Below are 3,215 nucleotides of genomic sequence, written 5' to 3'. Positions count from 1 at the left end.
TTCAATGCGGGCACCAATCCCAGCAGCCTAACTGGAGCAAGCGGCCAATCGGGCGATGGTCTGGTGATTATCTCTTTTATACCATCCATCCGCTACGTTAAGCAGGACGGTACAGGTGACGGCTCTAGCTGGCAACAGGCCAGTGGCGACTTGCAGGCCATGATCAACGCCGAGGGTGTCGAGCAGGTCTGGGTGGCCCAGGGCACTTACAAGCCCGGCGGGGCAGCAAATACCAGTCGCTCCCTCAGCTTTGCCATGAAAAATGCAGTAGCTATTTACGGAGGCTTTCCGGCCACGGGTGACCCAGGCCTGAATGACCGTAATCCGGCCAACAACGTCACTACCTTAAGCGGAGATTTGGGCGGCCCTGGAACGAGTGACAATTCCTACAATGTCATCCGCAACCCTAGCGGGCTAACCCGAAGCGCCCTCCTGGATGGCTTTGTCATCACCGGCGGTAACGCCACTGGGGGTGCCACTTATGGAGGAGCCCTGCGGGAAAGCGCTGGCAACACAACCTCCTTTACCAACTGTCGGTTTGAGGCAAACCACGGCCGGGGGGCGGGCGCCATATCAGTAAATGGGAGTAGTATCGTGGTAACCAACTGCCTTTTTGCCAACAACACGGCAGACGACCTGGGGGGCGGAGCTGTACGAATGGAGTTGGGCTCGCCGAGTCTGATCAACTGCGTGTTTCTCAATAACAGCAGTACAGCTAGGGGAGGAGCCGTAAGCATAGAATACATAGGCGGACCTATCACCGCCCGATTAACCAACTGCAGCTTCAGGGGTAACACCGCTTCACAAGGCGGAGCCATCTATAAAGAGGCTGGTGCCGTTGGCATGCTTGCTAACTGTGCGGTCTTTGACAACGGCGGGAGTAACACGTTTTCTAATACGTCAACGGGGACACTTCAGGTTAGCTCGAGTTTGCTGGAGTCCACCGTCACGGGCTATACCAGTGATCCTAGTAACTTGACGACCACTACCTCGCCTTTTGTCTCTGCCACGGATCTGCGGCTCAACGGCTGCTCTGCGGCCATCAACGCGGGTAGCAATGAGGCTTATACCCAAGCGGGCGGTTCTCAGACTGATCTGGCTGGTCAGCCCCGCTTCTACCCAAGTGAAAGCCGTATTGACATCGGTGCCTATGAGTACCAGGCCAGCCCTACCAGTATCACCATCACCAATCCTAGTACGCCTACCGCAGCGGTAGGCGTAAGCTTTAGCCGATCCTTCTCCGCGAGTGGTGGACAGGGCACCTACAGCTTTAGTGTGGTGAGTAGTAGCCTGCCGGTGGAGCTTACACTGTCTGAACAGGGTGCCCTGACGGGTACGCCTACTCAGGCTGGCAGCTATTCCCTTACGGTACAAGCTCAGGATGGGCAGGGCTGCACGGGCCTGAGTAGTCCTTACAGTCTAACGGTCAGCAATCCCACTCCAACGATCACCGACTTTGGCGCGAGTCCTAGCCCGGTTTGCGCGGGTAGTCCCGTCACGTTCACCGCCACAGTTGGCAACTACTCGGGAGGCTACAGCTACACCCTGACTAATGGCGTAGACACACCCCTATCGGGTAGCTTAACCAGTGGCGCTTTCAGTCAGAGTCTGACAGCCAGCGGCTCCGCCAGCCAGAGCTATACGCTGCTGGTCAGCAGTCAGGGTACGCAGGCAACGGCGACCACTGGCCTGAGCGTCAACCCCACCCTCAGCGTGAGCCTCAATAACAACGGTTCCCTGAGCTGTGAGCGGACCTCTGCTCGACTAGCTGTGCCCTCTGTTGGTAACAACGCTACCTATGTCTTCAGCGGCCCCTTCCCCGTCAGTCAGCCCACCGGTACCAGCAGCCGAACGGCCACCGTCAGCAATCCCGGTGAGTACACCGTCTTAGTCACCAACGCCCAGGGCTGCACCGCTACCGCGACCACGCTGGTAGAGGCCAACACCGATCCGCCCCGCAACCTGAGTCTAACGGTGAGTAACGTGATCACCTGCGCTCAGCCAACGGCGGTGCTGGATGCTTCGGCTAACAACAATCCCGGCTTTGTCATCACCGGACCGGGTGGGCAAAGCTACTCGGCCAACACGGCTACTGTCAGCCAGCCCGGAGAGTACACCCTGACGGCCACCCGCAACAACGGCTGTATTGCCACCAGGACAGTCACCGTAGAGAGCAACACCACCCCTCCCCAGAACGTGAGCTTAACCAATAATGGCCCGTTAACCTGTTCTCAAACCAGTGTCAATCTGAGCGCATCCAGCTCCACCACTGGAGTGGCGTATGGCATCACCGGACCAGACGGTTTTAGCGCCAGTGGGGGTACGACGAGTGTCAACCGTCCCGGCACGTATACGCTTATCGTGACTGGGACCAACGGCTGTAGTGCTACCACTACCACTACGGTAGAAAGTAATACGATAACCCCCAGCGTCAGTCTGACTAACTCAGGTCCTTTGTCGTTTACCAATGCAAGCGTTACCTTAACGGCCACAGCTACGCCCGGTGATAACCTTAGCTACACCTTTAGCTCAAACGCGGCTCAGCAGGGCAGCTCCAACAAGGCCAGTGTCACCACGGCGGGCGTGTACTCGGTAACGGTAACCCGCCAGGATAACGGCTGTTCGGCTGTAGCCTCTACGACCGTACTAGGTGGCAACAACCCCACCGTGTGCCGGGGAGGTACGGCGGTGATCAGTGTGGCCGTGAGTGGGGCTCCAGTCAAGTACGAGTGGTACAAGAACAGCCTGACCTCCCCTAAGCTCATGGAGACCCCCCAGTTGTTCCGGGGAACGGCAACGTCAAGCCTGACGCTCATCAACGCCCAATCGAATACCCAGGGCAACTTCTATCTCAAAACGACCGATCAGGCAGGTGTGGTGACTATTTACGGCCCCTACCGGTTGACGGTAGATGGCAGTTGCCGGGCTAGGGAAGTGGCCCAACCTGAGCTTTTATTGCAGGTGGAGCTGGCACCCAACCCCATCCAGCAGGATCGGCTTCGTGCTGTAATTCGTGGGGCGGAAGGTCGGCCTTTACAAGTGGAGTTGATAAACCTACAAGGCCACTTGGTCCGTCAGCAAAAGTGGCAGCAGGCCAACGACCAGCATTCGATTGACTGGGACTTGCAGGGGCAATCCAATGGGCTGTATCTGTTGCAGGTGATCAGCGAAGGCGGGGCCGGGCTACCGGCTCAGCGGCAAAGCGTGAAGGTCGT

At 57.9% G+C, this 3,215-nt stretch carries 1 protein-coding gene; it reads left to right on the top strand.

Translation table 11 applies throughout. The features are described from left to right. A partial coding sequence (locus ACYVBJ_RS20485) for a putative Ig domain-containing protein (protein ID WP_460984176.1) occupies positions 1-3,215 on the top strand: 3,215 nt, incomplete at both ends.

It is taken from the genome of Spirosoma fluminis (assembly GCF_054778895.1).
Note: the sequence above shows the minus strand (reverse complement) of the source record. Positions and strands in the feature narration are given on the sequence as shown.